The sequence below is a fragment of the uncultured Sphingomonas sp. genome (genome assembly GCF_913774285.1).
GTDB lineage: Bacteria > Pseudomonadota > Alphaproteobacteria > Sphingomonadales > Sphingomonadaceae > Sphingomonas.
The window spans coordinates 44,690-60,074 of the sequence record NZ_CAJYHX010000021.1 but is presented as its reverse complement, the minus strand read 5'-3'; the positions used below and the strand labels follow the sequence as shown (position 1 = coordinate 60,074).

Annotated in this window: 15 protein-coding genes and 1 pseudogene; 4 read left to right on the top strand and 12 right to left on the bottom strand. The window is 69.6% G+C overall.

The features are described from left to right. Nucleotides 1-11 precede the first annotated feature (11 nt). Nucleotides 12-1,655 (top strand): inorganic phosphate transporter, encoded by a 1,644-nt coding sequence (locus tag QZ670_RS09740; RefSeq protein ID WP_294254426.1) that lies wholly within the window; start codon nt 12-14, stop codon nt 1,653-1,655. A gap of 36 nt (nt 1,656-1,691) precedes the next feature. Here QZ670_RS09740 and QZ670_RS09735 read toward each other — a convergent pair whose 3' ends face one another. Continuing rightward, complete coding sequence (locus QZ670_RS09735; RefSeq protein ID WP_294254423.1) at nt 1,692-1,865, bottom strand: hypothetical protein; 174 nt, start codon at nt 1,863-1,865, stop codon at nt 1,692-1,694. Nucleotides 1,866-1,990: 125 nt separating this feature from the next. Between QZ670_RS09735 and QZ670_RS09730 the strand changes: the two genes are divergently transcribed. Then, complete coding sequence (locus QZ670_RS09730; RefSeq protein WP_294254419.1) at nt 1,991-3,253, top strand: MFS transporter; 1,263 nt, start codon at nt 1,991-1,993, stop codon at nt 3,251-3,253. Here the strand turns inward: QZ670_RS09730 and QZ670_RS09725 are convergent. The 3 genes and pseudogenes from QZ670_RS09725 to QZ670_RS20075 all read right to left on the bottom strand — a co-directional run. Further along, complete coding sequence (locus tag QZ670_RS09725; RefSeq protein ID WP_294254416.1) at nt 3,250-3,879, bottom strand: GNAT family N-acetyltransferase; 630 nt, start codon at nt 3,877-3,879, stop codon at nt 3,250-3,252. The two genes, QZ670_RS09730 and QZ670_RS09725, sit on opposite strands and share 4 nt — an antisense overlap. Nucleotides 3,880-3,893: 14 nt before the next feature. Continuing rightward, nucleotides 3,894-4,433: a 16S rRNA (guanine(966)-N(2))-methyltransferase RsmD gene (rsmD, locus tag QZ670_RS09720; protein WP_121077279.1), complete on the bottom strand. Its 540-nt coding sequence runs from the start codon at nt 4,431-4,433 to the stop codon at nt 3,894-3,896. Nucleotides 4,434-5,344: 911 nt separating this feature from the next. After that, nucleotides 5,345-6,043: pseudogene (locus QZ670_RS20075) on the bottom strand (pseudouridine synthase); the annotation flags it as partial. Between the two features lie 145 nt (nt 6,044-6,188). On the opposite strand from QZ670_RS20075, the gene QZ670_RS09710 reads away from it, so the two are divergent. Then, nucleotides 6,189-6,620, top strand: coding sequence for a response regulator (locus QZ670_RS09710; RefSeq protein WP_294254409.1), 432 nt, complete (start codon nt 6,189-6,191; stop codon nt 6,618-6,620). A 6-nt stretch (nt 6,621-6,626) separates the two neighbouring features. On the opposite strand, the gene QZ670_RS09705 is transcribed toward QZ670_RS09710, so the two are convergent. After that, nucleotides 6,627-6,752: a hypothetical protein gene (locus QZ670_RS09705; protein ID WP_294254408.1), complete on the bottom strand. Its 126-nt coding sequence runs from the start codon at nt 6,750-6,752 to the stop codon at nt 6,627-6,629. Between the two features lie 27 nt (nt 6,753-6,779). Further along, nucleotides 6,780-7,973 carry an aromatic ring-hydroxylating dioxygenase subunit alpha gene (locus QZ670_RS09700; RefSeq protein WP_294254406.1) on the bottom strand — a complete coding sequence of 398 codons (1,194 nt, stop codon included), beginning with the start codon at nt 7,971-7,973 and terminating at the stop codon, nt 6,780-6,782. A 484-nt stretch (nt 7,974-8,457) separates the two neighbouring features. Between QZ670_RS09700 and QZ670_RS09695 the strand changes: the two genes are divergently transcribed. Continuing rightward, nucleotides 8,458-9,756 carry an MFS transporter gene (locus tag QZ670_RS09695; RefSeq protein ID WP_294254781.1) on the top strand — a complete coding sequence of 433 codons (1,299 nt, stop codon included), beginning with the start codon at nt 8,458-8,460 and terminating at the stop codon, nt 9,754-9,756. Nucleotides 9,757-9,760: 4 nt separating this feature from the next. Here the strand turns inward: QZ670_RS09695 and QZ670_RS09690 are convergent, their stop codons facing one another. The 6 genes from QZ670_RS09690 to QZ670_RS09665 all read right to left on the bottom strand — a co-directional run bounded on the left by QZ670_RS09690 (nt 9,761) and on the right by QZ670_RS09665 (nt 15,371). After that, nucleotides 9,761-10,192: a DUF6628 family protein gene (locus tag QZ670_RS09690; protein WP_294254404.1), complete on the bottom strand. Its 432-nt coding sequence runs from the start codon at nt 10,190-10,192 to the stop codon at nt 9,761-9,763. A gap of 77 nt (nt 10,193-10,269) precedes the next feature. Next, on the bottom strand, nt 10,270-11,586 hold the full coding sequence (locus QZ670_RS09685) for a bifunctional folylpolyglutamate synthase/dihydrofolate synthase (protein ID WP_294254401.1): 1,317 nt from the start codon (nt 11,584-11,586) through the stop codon (nt 10,270-10,272). A 126-nt stretch (nt 11,587-11,712) separates the two neighbouring features. Continuing rightward, nucleotides 11,713-12,573: an acetyl-CoA carboxylase, carboxyltransferase subunit beta gene (accD, locus tag QZ670_RS09680; protein ID WP_294254399.1), complete on the bottom strand. Its 861-nt coding sequence runs from the start codon at nt 12,571-12,573 to the stop codon at nt 11,713-11,715. Then, complete coding sequence (gene trpA / locus QZ670_RS09675; protein WP_294254395.1) at nt 12,570-13,382, bottom strand: tryptophan synthase subunit alpha; 813 nt, start codon at nt 13,380-13,382, stop codon at nt 12,570-12,572. The genes accD and trpA overlap by 4 nt, the downstream gene beginning before the upstream one ends. A 124-nt stretch (nt 13,383-13,506) precedes the next feature. After that, a complete protein-coding gene (gene trpB / locus QZ670_RS09670; RefSeq protein WP_294254392.1) occupies nt 13,507-14,736 on the bottom strand; it encodes a tryptophan synthase subunit beta in 1,230 nt (409 codons plus the stop codon). After that, nucleotides 14,733-15,371: a phosphoribosylanthranilate isomerase gene (locus QZ670_RS09665; RefSeq protein ID WP_294254389.1), complete on the bottom strand. Its 639-nt coding sequence runs from the start codon at nt 15,369-15,371 to the stop codon at nt 14,733-14,735. Before QZ670_RS09665 ends, trpB begins: the two co-directional genes overlap by 4 nt. Nucleotides 15,372-15,385: the final 14 nt, after the last annotated feature.

The following is a 15,385-nucleotide window of genomic DNA, read 5'->3' as shown; positions in this document are numbered from 1 at the left end:
GCGCTAACATCATGGCGACGCTAGCAATGGACCAGGCTCCGTCGGCAGAATTGCCGCGAAGTCCCCGATTCACCGATAAAACCCACCCCATAGCCAAGCTGCTGTTCGTCGCCATTCTGGTGGGCGGCTTGGCCTTTGCCGGATGGAGCATCGTCGTCGACACCCGCGAGGCGGGCGAGCAGCTGGCGCTGGGCGTGTTCGCCTTCCTGGGCCTCGCGCTGCTGATCGCGCTGGGGTTCGAATTCGTCAACGGCTTCCACGACACCGCCAATGCGGTGGCGACGGTGATCTATACCAACTCGATGCCCGCCCAGCTGGCGGTGATCTGGTCGGGCTTCTTCAATTTCCTCGGCGTGATGACGTCGAGCGGCGCGGTCGCCTATGCCATCGTCACCCTGTTGCCGGTGGACCTGATCCTCAATGTCGGCTCGGTGGGCGGTTTCGCGATGATCTTCGCGCTGCTGCTCGCCGCCGTGCTCTGGAACCTGGCGACCTGGTATGTCGGCCTGCCCAATTCCTCCAGCCATGCGCTGATCGGTTCGGTGCTGGGCGTGGGCTTCGCCAACCAGCTGATCCTCAGCGGATCGCGCGGCGGCACCGCCGGGGTCGACTGGGGCCAGGCGACCAAGGTGTTCTCGGCGCTGTTCTGGAGCCCGCTGATGGGCTTCGCCTGCGCGCTGCTGCTGATCGTGGTGATGCGCGTCGCGCTGTCCAGGCGGAAGACGCTGTTCCGGGCGCCGGAAGGCAATGCGCCGCCGCCGCACGGCATCCGTGCGCTGCTGATTGGCACCTGCACGGCAGTCTCGTTCTTCCATGGCTCCAATGACGGCCAGAAGGGCATGGGGCTGATCATGCTGATCCTGATCGGCTGCGCCCCCACCGCCTATGCCCTCAACCGCACGCTGCCGACGAGCGCCACCGCGGCCTTCGTCCAGACCTCGCACGCGGCCACCAGCGTCTTCGACGCCCGCAGCGGCAGCGCGAGGCTGACGCCGGCCCAGGCGCGCACGACCCTCACCGATGCGCTGCAGCACCGCAAGGCCGAGGGGGCGAAGGTGTACGCCGCGCTGGAGGCGCTGTCCCAGTCGCTGACCGAGCAGGTGGCGAGCTATGGCTCGCTCAGCAAGGTGCCGGCGCGCGCGAGCTCGAACATCCGCAACGACATGTATCTCGTGCTGGATACCAGCAAGCTCGCGACCAAGAAGCCGGAGGGCTTCATGCCGGAAGAGTTGAAGGCGCTGAAGGCCTATCAGGACAGCCTGGAAAGCGGCACGCGCTTCATTCCGCTCTGGGTGAAGATCGTCGTCGCGCTGGCGCTGGGGCTGGGCACGATGATCGGCTGGAAGCGGATCGTCGTCACCGTCGGCGAGAAGATCGGCAAGCAGCACATGACCTATGGCATGGGCGCGGCTGCCGAGATCGTCGCCGCCGCCACGATCATGGGGGCGGATCATCTCGGCGTTCCCGTGTCTACCACCCACATCCTGTCGTCGGGCGTGGCGGGCGCGTCGGTCGGCAGCGGTGCGGGGCTGCAGGTGCGGACGATCCGCAACATGGCGCTGGCGTGGCTGATGACGCTGCCTGCGGCGATGCTGCTGTCCGGCGGGCTCTACTGGCTGATGCTCACCGGCATCCGCCTCTTCGGCATCCACTGATCATAAGGGCGGGACCGGGGTCCCGCCCTTTTCGCATCAGCCGCGCAGCAGATCGTGTGCGGCGAGGTGCAGGCTGGCCCGCACGCCGCTGGTATCGGCGCGGAGATCCGCCTTCACATGATCGACGGGATTATAGGCGGCGACCAGCACGCCCGCGAGCAGGCTGAAGACGGCCGCATAGACCAGACGCTTGATGGGCGATTCGCGCATATCCGACTCCCTATTTCCGGTGAAACGCGTGCAGGGGTTCGATACCGAGCCGAAACTGTCGCTGCGCTGAACGCGGCTTGACCCGCGCGACGACTGGCCCGAGTGAGGCGGCCGGAGGATCGCACATGGCCCATGCCGCCACGCCCGCCTCCCACCGGCGCATCCTGTTCGCGAGCCTGGTGGGGACGTCGGTCGAGTTCTACGATTTCTACATCTACGCGACGGCGACGGCGCTGGTGTTCGGCCCACTGTTCTTCCCGGCGCAGGAGCCTTGGCTGCAACAGGTCGCGGCCTATGCCAGCTTCAGCGTCGCCTTCTTCGCGCGACCGCTGGGCGGGCTGGTGTTCGGCCATTTTGGCGATCGGCTCGGGCGCAAGTCCACGCTGGTCGCCTCGCTGATGCTGATGGGCCTCTCGACCGTGCTGATCGGATGCCTGCCCGGCCATGCGATGATCGGCTGGGTGGCGCCGCTGCTGCTCTGCCTGCTCCGCTTCGGCCAAGGGCTGGGATTGGGCGGCGAGTGGGGCGGGGCGAGCCTGCTGGCCGTGGAATATGCGCCAATGGGCTGGGCGTACCGCTATGGCAGCTTCCCGCCGCTCGGCGCGCCGGTGGGCTTCATCGCCGCCAACGGCCTGTTCCTGCTGCTCGGCGCCTTCCTGACCGACGACGCCTTCCGCGACTGGGGCTGGCGCCTGCCGTTCCTGGCGAGCGCCGCGCTGGTCGGCCTGGGTCTGTGGGTGCGCCTCCGCATCGCCGAGACTCCGGCCTTCGTCGAGGCGGCCGAGCATGCCCCGCCGCCACAGGTGCCGCTGGGCGAGCTGCTCCGCAACCATCTCGGCGCGATACTGGCGGGGACGCTGGGTACCGTCGCCTGTTTCGCGCTGTTCTACGTCGCGACGCTGTTCGCGATCGGCTTCGGCACCAAGACGCTCGGCTATCCGCGCGCGGCGTTCCTCGGCGCCGAACTGGCCGCGATCCTGTTCATGGCGCTGGGTATCGGTGTCGCCGGCTGGCTGGCCGACAAGCGCGGCGCGACCCTCGTGCTGGCGCTCGGCTGCGTCGCGATGGTGCCGCTGGGGCTGGCGATGCCGGTGCTGCTGGTGCCGGGGTCGCTGCTCGCGGTGTTCGCCTGGCTCGCGGTCGGGCTGTTCGTGATGGGCTTCGTCTATGGCCCGCTCGGCGGCTGGCTGCCTAGCCTGTTCCCGGCACAGGTCCGCTACACCGGCGTTTCGGTGACCTTCAACCTGGGCGGTATCCTCGGCGGCGGGCTTACCCCGCTGATCGCGCAGACCCTGGTCGAGCGCGGCGGCATCGGCATGGTCGGCTGGTATCTGGCAGGCGCCGCCGGTCTCAGCCTGATCGGGCTGCTGTTGACGCGCCGCCGCTAGGTAGCACGCTCGGCCGTGGCATAGGGCGAGAGCACCCGCCAGCCGAGGCGCTGGTAAAGGCATCGTCCTTCTTCGGTTGCCACGAGCAGTTCGGGGATGTCGTGGCGCGTGCGCATCGCCCGTAGCGTGGCCATCACGCCAGCGCCCAATCCTCGCCGCCGATGGGCTGGCGCGGTGACGATCCGATCGAAGACGAATGCTTCGCTGGTCTCCGCCGCATAGCCCGAGGCGGCCAGGGTGCCCTCCGCCCAGAGGATCGCGACATGGCAGACCGGGCCCGCTCGCGACGACTCGCACCGATAGCCTGCCGGAAGTGCGGGCGACGCGGGCCAGTTTCCGGCCTGCATGAAGAAGGCGGGCGCGTGGAGTTGCCAGCCATCGGGCAGTAGTCGGCGCAGCGCATCGTCCGCCCCGCACAATTTGATCAGACGCGCAGGCTGATCGACGTCGCGGGCCAGCGCCGCGACGCCCGGATGTGGCGCGGCGAAAACCCAGCGACAATATTCGCTGTCGGAGCGGGTATCGACCCGGTAGCCGCCGCGATCCACTACCGGCGCCGGGAGGCCGCGGGCGAGCGACCTGCCGGCCAGCCAGGCATGGAGCAGCGCAGGCGCGACACCCTCCATGCCTGGCTCCGGAATCATTCCGGGCGGAGCAGGGTCAGTTTTGCCTTGCCGTAGACGCGATCGGCATCGACCACGAAGCCGGCGAGTTCGACATCCTCGGTCTTGCCCGTCTCTATACTGATCCACGTGCCCGGTCCCGTCCAGCCGAGCCGGGCCAGCTTGTCGAGCGCGACGATCCCGGCGCCGGTGCCATAGGGCGGGTCCATCAGGATCAGGTCGAGCGGCGCGCGGGCGGGGCCCAGCGCCATTACCGAACCCGGCCGGACATCGGTGCCCTTGGCGCCGAGCTTGGCGATATTGGCCTTGAGTGCATCGAGCGCCGCCCGGTCCTGCTCGACGAAAAGGCACGAGGCGGCGCCGCGCGACAGCGCTTCCAGCCCCAGCGCGCCCGATCCGGCGAAGAAGTCACCGACCGCCAGTTCCTCGAAGCTGCCGAGCCGCGACGCGAGCATCGAGAACAGCGCCTCGCGGGTGCGATCGGCGGTGGGGCGGGTGGTGTCGCCCTTGGGCGCGGCGAGCGGACGGCCGCGCCAGTCTCCGGCGATGATCCGCATCAGCCGCGCCCCCGCGGCGGACGCCCAGGACCGCCGGGCCGCTGCGGCCGATCGCCGCCACCGCCGGGTCGCGGCGTGCGCGGTCGATCCGACGCGGTGTTGCCACCCGGCCGCGGCGTACGGGGGCCGCGAGGACGCTCGCTCTCGTCACCGCCGAACCGCGACGGCCGAGGCGTGCGGCCACGTTCGCCGGTGTCGCCACCCGGCCGAGGCGTGCGTGAACCACGCGGGCGCTCACCCTCGTCGCTGCCGAAGCGGGTGGGGCGAGGCGCACGGCCGCGTTCGCCGGTGTCGCCGCCCGGACGCGACGTGCGCGGACCGCGCGGGCGCTCACCCTCGTCGCCTCCGAAACGGGCGGGCCGCTGCGCGCGGCCGCGTTCGGGGGAGTCGCTGCCCGGTCGTGCCGTCCTGGGGCCGCGCGGGCGATCCCCGTCGGTACCGCCGAACCGCGACGGCCCCGCCGGGCGGCCGCGCTCCTCGCGCTCGCCGCCGCGCGTCCAGCTCCGCTCGCCGTCGCGCGGCGTGCGCGGGCGCTCGGCACCCTGTTCGCCGCGCGCGTCGCGGCGGCCGCGCGGCCGATCGACAAGGTCGCCGGCGCGCGGTTCGCGGGTGTCGCGGAAGGACTTGGCTCGGGCGGCGCGCGCAGGCTTGCCCACGCCATCCGCGCTGCCCTCGCGCACGCCGAGCCGACCGCCGGTGTGCGGGCGCTCCTCGCCCGCCTTCGGCTTGGCCGCGGGCGTCGCGCGGGCGGTGAACACGGGACCCTTGGCCACCGGCGCCGGCTTGGCGATGCGGCGACGGCCTTCGGGCTCGATCTTGGCGGGCTTCTCCACCGGTTCGACCACGCGCTGGCGCACCGCAAACTGCAAGTTCGATGCCGCCTTGCCGCCGCCGGGCTTGCCCAGCACGGTGCGGAAGGTGATCAGATCGGCCTGGCGGATCTCGTCGACGTCGCCCGCCGGCAGGTCGCCCAGATAGAAGGGGCCGTAGCGGGTGCGGATCAGCCGGCTGACCTGGAGCCCCAGATGCTCCAGCACGCGACGGACTTCGCGGTTCTTGCCTTCGGTGAGCGTCATCTCGATCCAGAGATTGGCCCCGGTGCGGCGTTCGATATTGGCGTTGATCGGGCCATATTGGACGCCCTCGATCTCTATGCCGAGCATCAGATCCTCGAGCTGTTCCTGGCTCACCTGGCCATAGGCGCGGGCGCGGTAGCTGCGCTCGACCCCGGTGGAGGGCAGCTCCAACTCGCGCTTCAGTTCGCCGTCGGTGGTGAGGAGGAGCAGCCCCTCGGTATTCAGATCGAGCCGGCCCACCGGGATCACGCGCGGCAGCCCCTCGGGCAGATTGTCGTAGATGGTCGGGCGGCCGGTGAAGTCGCGTTCGGCGGTGAGCAGCCCGGCGGCCTTGTGATAGCGGAATAGCCGCGCCGGGGCGGCTTCGGCCACCGGCTTGCCGTCGACGGTGACGCCGTGCAGCGAGGTGAGGATGGTCGCGGGGGTATCGAGCGTGGTGCCGTTCAGGGCGATGCGCCCCTCGTCGATCATCCGTTCGATCTCGCGCCGCGAGGCGATGCCGGCACGGGCGAGGAGCTTGGCGATACGCTGCGGCGTACCGGCGGTTTTGATAGGCTTGGAGTCAGACACCGCAGCGCTATAGCGATTTCGGCGGGGCTGGCAAAAATATATACGGTGCCAGTTTGTGACTCGCGCGTTACGGGCTGTGCCAAGCGGTTGATTCGGGGGCCCAACTGGGATGTTGTTCGGTAGGAAGAAGCGGCGGATCGAACATCTGCTCGTCGTCGAGGACGAGCCGCTGGTAGCGTTCGATACCGAGCATTTCCTCCGCGAGTCGGGCTTCACCATTGTCGCGACGGTCGACTCGGTGGCGGATGCGACTCGGATCGTCGACTCGCACGAGGTGCTCGACCTGGTGCTGGCAGACATCAACCTCGCCGACGGCAGCGGGGTCGAAGTTGCGCGCATCGCCTTTGCGCGTGGCGTGCCAGTGCTGTTCGTGACCGGCGCTTGCCCGGCGGATGCGCGGGCGCTGGCGGCCGGGTGTCTCGGGAAGCCATATGCGCAACGCGACCTGGTACTGGCGATCGATGCGATCGAGGCGGTGCTGGAAGGCGGCAAGATACCGCGCCGCCTGCCCAGCAGTTTCAACCTGTTCCTGGGCGGCTGACGCCGATCAGTGGACGAACAGCGTCACGACCACCCCGGCCCAGGCGAACACCGAGGCGAGCACCGCCAGCTTCGCGACCATTTCCTGCGGCGAGGCCTGCTTCGTGGCGGTAGCGGTGCGGGTACGGGACATGGCGAACTCCTTTGGTCGATCCCGGTGTTATAGCACCTCTTCCTGAACAGAAGCCTGACCGAAGGGGCGAGTCGCACCGATCACGGGCATGTTGTCGCACGAAACCCACGCATCGACCGCATCGTGGAAAACGCGGACCCCCTGTTCGAGCCCGCCGAGCGTTACCTGCTCGATGGCGCCCGCGGCGAGCCCTTCTTGGGCCAGCGCACAGGCCCGGAAATCTTCGGACGCGAACACGCCGCCGTCGAGCAGCTGCCAGCTGCGCTCCCAATGGTCGCGCGCCTTGTCGGTGGCGGGGGCCTCTGGGATCAGCATGAAATCCTCGACCCAGACTTCGTCGACAGCGCGCGGCATCAGCACCATCAGGTTGATATAGTCGGGGCTGACCGCGAGCACCGCGCCGGGAAACATCTGGTAGGTATAGGTGATCGCGCCGCGCAGGGTAGGCCAGTCCTCCGACTCGAGCGCGGCGATGCTGGCGGCGCGGCCCACGGCCGAGCGCTGGTGCGGACCGATCCGGTCCGCGGCGGAGACGCCGTCCTGAAAATAGGGCGCGATGCTGCCAGCGTGGAGCCGCTGGATGTGGTAGCTCTCCAGGAAGGCGTCCATCACCAGCTTCCAGTTGGCCGGCACGCGGTGGGTCCGCCGGCGGAAGCAATGCTGGCCGACGAGATCGAAGGCGGCGAAGTCCTGCGCCAGCGTGTCGGCATGGGCGAAGTCGGCGGCCTCGTCGAAAGCGAACCAGATCAGCCCACCGGCTTCGTGGGTGGGCAGGCGGCGGAGCGCGAAGGCGGCCTTGTCGAGGCCGGGGAATGCCTCGGCGCGGGGCACGCCGGCGAGGCGACCATCGAGCGTGTAGCTCCAGGCATGATAGGGGCAGACGAGGCGAGGGGTGGTCACGGCCTCGCACCCTTCCACCAGCCGCGTGCCGCGATGGCGGCAGACGTTGAGGAACACATGCGCTTCGCCCTGCTTGTCGCGGGTGATCAGCAGCGGCTTGCCGAAGCCGTCATGCGGCACCGCCATGCCGGGCTCGGGCAGCAAGGCGGAGGGCGCGAGGACGAGCGGCGCCCGGCCGAAGACGCGGGCCTGCTCGGCGGCGAAGCGTTCGGGGCTGGTGTAAACACTTGCGCAGACGTGACTTATCGGCCCCGCACCGGCGTCGCCGCCCCGCGCCAGCATCGCCGCCAGCGCGCGCTGGCCCTGCGTCGGTGCGTTCATGGCTATCCTCTCCCGAATTTTCGGCTAGTTTCGCGCCTCCATGCCGAACCAACAAGCCCCCATCGCGGCGAACGACCGCGCCAGCACCTTCTATGTCCTTGCCCAGGCGGCGCTTGTCACCGGGCTCGCGCTGCTGGCGGTGCCCTGGGCACGGGTCGGCAGTGCGGGGGTGCCGGGCTATGGCTTCGCTTCGGGCTGGAGCGACGGCGTCGCCAAGCTCGCGCCGTCGATGACCTTCCTGCTCGGCCTGCTCGCGCTGGGTGCGACGCTGGTGCTGAGCATCGCCTGGCGCCGGCGCGGCGGGGCGAGCCTGCTCGTTGCCGGGGGCCTCGTCGGGGCCGCGCTGCTCGCGCTTGCGGTGCTGTTCACGCTGTTCTCGCCGCCCAAGTCGCTGGCGGGCGCGACGCTGTCGCTCGACTGGGGCGGCGGCGCGGCGCTTGCCGCGTTCGTCGTCGCGTTCCTGCTCGCGCGCAGGGCTGCGCCGGTGGATTGGCGCGCGGACCTGCCCGAAGGCGTGCGGCCCTATTTCGCGCAGGGGCCGCTCGCCTCGTTCGCGCTCGGTGTGTCCTCGGGCTTCCCCTTCGCGATGATCGGGGCGACTCTCACCACGCGGCTTGCCCAGACCGGCATCGACAAGTCGACGGTCACGGCGTTCACGCTCGCCATCCTCGTCTACAACTTCAAGTTCCTCTGGGCATGGATCGTCGACAGCGTGCCGATCCCGATCCTCGGGCGATTGGGCCAGCGCGTCTCGTGGCTGATCGTGGCGGGCCTGCTGGTCGTTGCAGCGACGATCAACCTCGCTCTGGTCGTGCCGGACCCGACCAACATCTGGCCGATGGTGACCGCCGCGGTGCTGATGGGTGCGGCGGGTGCCACCTACGACATCGTCATCGACGGCTACCGCATCGAGGTGCTCCAGCCGCACGAGCTCGGCTATGGCTCGGGGATGTCGCAATATGGCTGGCGGATCGGCTCGGTCGCGGCGGGTGCGATCGCGCTGGTCGTGGCGGGGCAGGCGGGCTGGACCGCGGGCTACGCTGCCTGCGCGGTGTTCGCGCTCCCCGCCATTCTCACGGGCCTAATCGTCGGCGAGCCCGAGCGGCACCGCGCGCCGGCCGAGCGCCGCAGCGTCGCGACCGTGGCAAAGGGCATCTGGGGACCCTTCGTCCAGTTCTTCGCCCGCGAAGGCGCGCTGATCGTGCTGCTGTTCATTCTGGTCCACAAGATCGGCGACACGCTGGCTAACCTCACCTTCCGGCTGCTGTTCAACGATCTCGGCTTCTCGAACGACGAAATCGCCTTCTACGACGTGTCGCTGGGCTTCCTCGCGTACATGCTCGGCATCTTTCTTGGCGGCGTGCTGTACGCGCGGATGGGGATGAAGCGATCGGTGATGCTGAGCCTGTTGCTGATGGCAGTCTCCAACCTGAGCTTCGCGGCGCTCGCGGCGGCGGGGCATTCCAACCTCGGCATGGCGGGCGCGATCGGCTTCGAGAACATCGCCAGCGGCATCGGCGGGGTGACGGTGATCGCCTATTTCTCGGCGCTGACCGACCTGCGCTTCACTGCCGCGCAATATGCGCTGATCTCGGCCGGGGCGAGCATCGTCGGCCGGTTCATCACCGGCACGACGGCGGGCAGCCTGATCGAGGCGATGGGCTATGTGAACTTCTACCTGTTCACCACCGTGATCGCGCTGCCGGGCGTCGCGCTCTATTGGTGGATGATGCGCAGCGGGCTGGTCGACCGCTCGATCGGCAGCGCGGGGCAGGCGCGCTAGGCGCTCAGGGCTCCAGCGGCAGCGCGAGGTCGGCGAAGCTCTGCGCGAGCGCGTGCGCGGTCGGTAGCAGCCCGGTTGCGTCTCGAACGCCGATCAGGTCGGCGAGCAGCAGCGCGGCGGCCTCCGGATTGGTGCGGACCTTGCCCAGCGCGCCGACCAGCGCCGCTTCGGCCGCGGTCATGCGCGGGCAGCACCAGGGCGCGATCTGCACCGGGCCGGTCGCCATCACCGACATCTCGTGCATCAGCGTGCGGAGCAGCATCAGCGGGCGGCGAAAGCCCTTGCCGAACGCGACGAGGAAGGCGTGCGCGGTGCTCGCATCGTGCAGCCCGTTGCCGCCGGTCTGGCGGACGCCGAACAGCAGCAGCCGCACGCCCGGATCCTCGGGCTGGAGCTGGGGCAGGGCAGTGACAAGGGTCTGGACGGACGGCTGCATGTGATTCTCCGATGGGCGTCGGAGCAATCATCGCATTCTGTTATTAATAGTCAATCGCAATAAGGCGCGCCGGTTTGTCAGTCGGGCAATTCGCCGTTCGCTTCCAGCATGACGCCGGCAAGGTAGAGCGAGCCGAGGATCAGCACGGCGCTCGGCTGGCTGCCCTCGATGCGCGCGGCGATGACGCGGAGCGCGCTCCCTACGTCCGCCGCGGTGTCGGCGAGCGGTACGCCCAAGCCTCGAACCAGCGCCGCAAGCTCGGCGGGCGCATGATGGGCATGGCCGGGGATCGGCACGGTGGTTACGCTCGCCAGCCGGGCGGCGAGCGGCGTGACCAGGCCTTCCGGGTCCTTGTTGGCGAGCATGCCCAGCACGAGGTGGCACGGGCGGTCGGCAGCAACCTCGGCCACCGTGCCGGCAATCGCCGCGCCGGCAGCGGCGTTGTGGCCGCCGTCCAGCCACACCGGCGTACCGGCCGGGAGCAGCGCGGTCAGCGGGCCGTCGTCGAGCTGCTGCATGCGCGCGGGCCAGCGGGCGCCGGTCGCCGCGACGGCGAGCGCGCTATCGGGGATGGCGAGCGTGTCCTGGTGTCGCAGCATCGCGATGGCGAGCGCGAGGTTGCCGGGCTGGTGCGGGCCGGACAGCGTCGGCAGCGGGGTCTCCACTGTGCCCTTTGCGTCGCGGTAGGTGAGTTGGCCACCCTTCACAGCATAGTCCCACGCCGTGCCTTGTGCGAGCACCGGCACGCCTGCCGCCGCAACTACCTCGGCGATCTCGGGATCGTAGCGCATCGTCACCAGCGGCACGCCGGGCTTGGCGATGCCCGCCTTCTCGCGGGCGATCTGGGGCAGCGTGTCGCCCAGGAATGCCTGATGGTCGATGCCGAGCTGCGCGATGCCTGTCGCGATCGGCGCGGGCACCACATTGGTTGCGTCCAGCCGCCCGCCCAGGCCGACCTCGATCACGCAGGCATCGGCGGGCGTGCGGGCGAAGGCGAGGAAGGCGGCGGCGGTGGTCACCTCGAAGAAGCTCGCGCCGATATCGCCGCCGGCGTCCAGCACCTCGGCGAGCAGCGGCGCGAGGGTGGCGTCGTCGATCAGCGTGCCCGCGAGGCGAATCCGCTCGTTGAAGCGGACGAGGTGGGGGCTGGAATAGACATGGACGCGCATGCCCGCCGCTTCGAGCGCAGCGCGGAGGAAGGCGCAGGTCGATCCCTTGCCGTTGGTGCCTGCGACGTGGAGCACCGGGGGCAGGCGGAGATGCGGGTTGCCAACGCGCTCCAGCAGCCGGGTGATGCGATCGAGGCCGAGGATGTCGGCGCCGGGGGAGAGCAGGGTCAGCCGGTCGAGCTGGGCCTGTACGGCGGGATTGGTGGAGCGAGCGAAGTCAGGCACCATTCCCCTCCCGCTTGCAGGAGGGGCTGACGTGGAAGAAGCCGGTCGACGCTACGGTCAGCCCCTCCCCCGACCCCTCCCGCAAGCGGGAGGGGAGCGCAAACTGGTTGCACATCCCCTGACGCATTACGCCGCCGCGCGCGCCTCGCATAGCAGGCCGATCAGCTGGCCCAGTGTGTCGCGCAGTTCCTTGCGGTGGGTCACCATGTCGACGAGGCCGTGGTCGCGATAATATTCGCTGGTCTGGAAATCGTCGGGCAGCTTCTCGCGGATCGTGTTTTCGATCACGCGGCGGCCGGTGAAGGCGAGCGTCGCACCCGGCTCGGCGATCTGGACGTCGCCCAGCATCGCATAGGCCGCCATCACGCCGCCCGAGGTCGGATCGGTCAGCACGACGATATAGGGCAGCCCGGCATCGTGCAGCATCTCGATCGCCACGGTGGTGCGCGGCATCTGCATCAGGCTGAGAATGCCCTCCTGCATGCGCGCGCCGCCCGAAGCGGTGAAGACGATATAGGGCGATCGCGATGCGATCGCGGTCTCGACGCCAGCGATGAACGCCTCGCCCACCGCCTGGCCCATCGATCCGCCCATGAACGCAAAGTCCTGCACGCCGATGACCGCCTTGTGGCCGAGGATCGTGCCGCTGGCGTTCTGGAAGGCGTCCTGCTCGCCGGTGCTCGCCCGCGCCGCCTTGATCCGCGCCGTATAGGGCTTGGAGTCGCGGAACTTCAGCGGGTCCTCGGCAACCTTGGGGCTGGGCAGCAGCTTGTAGGCGCCGTCGTCGAACAGCTGCTCGAAGCGCTTGGTCGCGCCGATGCGATCATGGTAATCGCAGTGCGGGCAGACATTCTGGTTCTCCTCGAACTCCTTCATGAAGACCATCTGTCCGCATCCCTTGCACTTGTGCCAGAGATTGTCGGGGCTCTCCTCGCCACGGGTGGTGACATAGGCGAGCGCGTTGCGGACGCGCGAAATCCAGCTCATGCGACTTCCTTGCGTGCGGCGACCAGCGCCGTCTTCAGCGTATCGATATAGGCACGGACGGGCTCGGCCGCATCCGCGCCGTGGCGGCCGACCAGCTCGACGATCGCCGAGCCGACAACCACGCCGTCCGCGACGCGGCCGATGGCGGCAGCCTGTTCGGGGGTGCGGACGCCGAAACCTACCGCGATCGGCAGATCGGTCGCGGCCTTAAGGCGGGCAACCGCAGCCTCGATCGAGGCGGTAGCCGCCTGCTGCAGCCCGGTGATCCCGGCGACGGAGACATAATAGAGGAACCCGGAGGCGCCCCCCAGCACCGCAGGCAGGCGGGTGGCATCGGTGGTCGGGGTGGCGAGGCGGACATTGCCGATGCCGGCGGCGCGGAGCGCTTCGCCGAGGCTGTCGTCTTCCTCGGCGGGGATGTCGACGCAGATCACCCCGTCGACGCCGGCATCGCGCGCGGCGCTGGCGAACCACTCCGGACCGCGGCGGGTCATCGGGTTGGCATAGCCCATCAGGACCAGCGGCACGTCCGGATGGCGTGCGCGGAACGCTGTGGCGATGGCGAGCACATCGGCGGTGGTGGTGCCGGCGGCGAGGCTGCGCAGGTTCGCTGCCTGAATCGCGGGACCGTCCGCCATCGGATCGGTGAACGGCATGCCGAGCTCGATCACGTCCGCCCCGCCCGCGATCAGCGCGTCGAGGATCGCGGCGGTCGCGCCGGGGGTGGGATCGCCGGCGGTGACGAAGGTCACCAGCGCGGCGCGGCCCTGCTCGGCGGCGCGGGCAAAGGCGTTGGCGAGCCGGGTCATTGCTCCCCTCCCGCTTGCGGGAGGGGCTGGGGGAGGGGATGGCAGTTCGAGGCGAGGCCGGTCAGGCCCTCCCCCGACCCCTCCCGCAAGCGGGAGGGGAGCGCAGGCTGGTAGCGCTTGGTCATCACATCTGCACTCCCAGCGCGTCGGCCACGGTAAAGATGTCCTTGTCGCCGCGACCGCACAGGTTGGCGAGGATCACCTTGTCGCGAGGCAACGTGCGGGCGACCTTGGCCACCGCCGCAATGGCATGGCTCGGCTCGAGCGCGGGGATGATGCCCTCGGTGCGGCAGAGCAGCTGGAAGGCGTCGAGCGCCTCGGTGTCGGTCACCGCCGTGTACTCGACGCGGCCGATATCGCGCAGCCAGGCGTGCTCCGGCCCGATGCCCGGATAGTCGAGACCCGCCGAGATCGAATGCGCCTCGGTGATCTGGCCGTCCTCGTCCTGCAGCAGATAGGTGCGGTTGCCGTGGAGGATGCCCGGCGCGCCGCCCGCGAGGCTGGCGGCATGGCGCTTGTCCAGCCCTTCGCCCGCCGCCTCGACGCCGAGCATTTGCACGTCGGCATCGTCGAGGAACGGGTGGAACAGCCCGATTGCGTTGGACCCGCCGCCGATCGCGGCGACGAGCAGGTCGGGCAGCTTGCCGGTGCGCTTGAGCATCTGCGCGCGCGCCTCGCGGCCGATCACCGACTGGAAGTCGCGGACCAGCTCCGGATAGGGGTGCGGGCCGGCGGCGGTGCCGATGATATAGAAGGTGTCCTCTACATTGGCGACCCAGTCGCGCAGGCCCTCGTTCATCGCGTCCTTGAGCGTCGCCGCGCCCGAGGTGACCGGCACCACTTCGGCGCCGAGCAGCTTCATGCGGAACACGTTGGGCTGCTGCCGCGCGACGTCGGTCGCGCCCATGTAGATCACGCAGGGCAGGCCGAAGCGGGCACAGACGGTGGCGGTCGCCACGCCGTGCTGGCCGGCGCCGGTCTCGGCGATGATCCGCGTCTTGCCCATGCGGCGGGCAAGCAGGATCTGGCCGATGCAATTGTTGATCTTGTGCGCACCGGTATGGTTCAGCTCGTCGCGCTTGAACCAGATCTCGGCCCCCATGCCCTCGGGCGCGTTCTCGCGCAGGGCATCGGTCAGCCGCTCGGCGTAATAGAGCGGGCTCGGGCGGCCGACATAATGTTCGAGCAGGTCGTCGAACTCGGCCTGGAAGGCGGGATCGGCCTTGGCGGCGGTGTATTCGCGCTCCAGGTCGAGGATCAGCGGCATCAGCGTCTCGGCGACGAAGCGTCCGCCGAACTGGCCGAAATGCCCGCGGTCGTCGGGCTGGGCGCGGAAGGAGTTTGGTGCGTTCATGATCGGGCCACGGCTTTAAGGAATGCGACGATCTTGTCCACATCCTTGATGCCCGGCGCGGCCTCGATGCCCGAAGAGACATCCACCAGGCGGGCACCCGTGACGCGGATCGCCTCGCCGACATTGCCGGCATCCAGCCCGCCGGACAGGATCCAGGGCAGGGGGTGGGCGAAGCCGTCGAGCAGGGTCCAGTCGAAGCGCAGTCCGGTGCCGCCGGGCACCTTGGCGCCCTCGGGGGCCTTGGCGTCGTAGAGCAGCCGGTCGGCGGCACCGCGGAAGGCGGCGGCGGGGGCGAGATCGGCGCGGGTCTTAACCGCCAGCGCGGTCCAGGTCTCCAGGCCGGTGCGCGCCTTCACCGCGGCAGTGCGCTCGGGTGTGACCTTGTGGAGCTGGATCACCTCGAGCCGCCCTGCGGCGATCGCCGCGTCGAGCAGGGCATCATCGGGGTCGACGAACACGCCGACGCGCTGAACATGCCCCGGCACGCGCGCGGCGAGTCCCTGTGCCTTGTCGAAGCTGAGATGGCGCGGGCTCGGCGGGAAGAAGACGAAGCCAATATGGCTGGCACCACCGGCCACGGCGGCGTCGAGCGTCTCGGGCGTGGACAGGCCACAGATTTTCGCGGTTGCGGGCATGGTCTGCCCTGTAG